The organism is Kitasatospora sp. NPDC032150 (assembly GCF_055579945.1).
Genome location: NZ_JBVIMH010000109.1, coordinates 1 through 1,464, shown reverse-complemented (window position 1 = coordinate 1,464; position 1,464 = coordinate 1). Strand labels below are relative to the sequence as shown.

The following is a 1,464-nucleotide window of genomic DNA, read 5'->3' as shown; positions in this document are numbered from 1 at the left end:
CGACCTCATCGAAACCGTCGACTACAACAACGACAACACCTGGGCCGAACAGGGCCTCACCAACCAGACCGGCCTGTAACCCCCAAACCCCGAACACCAATCACAGCCCCCGCGCAAGAGCGTGTCCGAAAGATTGTGTAAGTCCGTGATGTGACAGCCTGGCCGAGAGCTCGGCCACGGGCTCTCTGGCCAGGCTGAACGGACGAGTCATGACGGACAAGGCGAACCCGGCTGTCGAAGCGTCCGGGGACAAGCTGGTGGAGGAGGTCGTCGAGCGGTTGACGAATCGTGCGGACGCTTCGGGTGCGGCCCTGCTGAGCGAGGGCGGGCTGCCGACGGAGGTCACCCGGGCGGTGCTGGAGCGGGCCCTGGACGCGGAGATGACCGAGCACCTGGGCTACGAGAAGTGTGATCCTGCGGGCCGCGGCTCGGGCAACTCGCGCAACGGGATATCGCCTGCAAGGTCGCCGACGCCGTGGCGGACGAGCTGGTATTTGGCAGAACCTGCCCCTGGACGCGGTCTGGCCGATCATCTGCATCGACGTGCTGTGGGTGAAGATCTGCTCCGACGCAGTGGTTCGAAGCCGGTCTACCTGGTGGTCGGGGTCGACATGGAAGGCCGCAAGGACGTCCTCGGTCTGTGGGTCGGTGCCGAGGGCGAGGGCGAGGGCGCGACCACGTGGATGGCGGTGCTGCCGGAACTGCGCAACCGCGGTGTCGAGGACGTGTGCATCGTCTGCTGCGACGGCCTCAAGGGCCTGCCGGAGGCAGTGACCGCCACCTGGGGCGCCGGTGCAGACGTGCGTGATCCACTTGCTCCGTGCCTCGCCGCGGCTGTCCTCCGGTAAGGACCACTCCAGGCTGCTGCCGGCCCTGCGGGCGATCCACACCGCGCCGACCGAGCAGGCCGCCGAGCAGGTCCTGAACGAGCTTGCCGCCCGCCACTGACCGAAGCGGCACAGTCTCATTCTGACAGTCCGGGAAGTGCTGGCGCGAGCGGACTGCCTTGAGGATCCTGGCGTTGACGGACTCGATCGTGTTCGGGGTGCAGATGACCCGGCGGACCTCGACGTCGAAGCTCAGAAACGGGACGAATTCGGTTCGGACGCTTTCCCGGAGCCGGACGATCGCCGGGTACCTCTTCTCTATTTCGGCTCTGTCGCGAATTCGCGTGGCAGAGCCGTTCTTTGTATCGACCCTGCTCCGTCTCCGACGGCCACACAAGACTTGCACGAGATCGTCGGCGCGCCCCAGCCCCGAGCAATGTGGGGTGGCCGGGTGGGGTGGCTCCGGCGGATGGTTCGGTGGTTGGGCAGGGTGAAGCCCCCGGGCGGTGGGGTAGTGGTGTTGCCCGGGGGCTGTGGTTGGCGTTCGGGGTTTGGGGGTTACAGGCCGGTCTGGTTGGTGAGGCCCTGTTCGGCCCAGGTGTTGTCGTTGTTGTAGTCGACGGTTTCGATGAGGTCG

2 pseudogenes are annotated in these 1,464 nt (G+C 66.5%); one reads left to right on the top strand and one right to left on the bottom strand.

Annotated features, from left to right (window positions below):
- Positions 1–209: 209 nt before the first annotated feature.
- Positions 210–939, top strand: a pseudogene (locus ACZ5ON_RS36035) (transposase); the annotation flags it as partial.
- A 30-nt stretch (positions 940–969) separates the two neighbouring features.
- Here ACZ5ON_RS36035 and ACZ5ON_RS36030 read toward each other — a convergent pair.
- Positions 970–1,143, bottom strand: a pseudogene (locus ACZ5ON_RS36030) (transposase); the annotation flags it as partial.
- Positions 1,144–1,464: the final 321 nt, after the last annotated feature.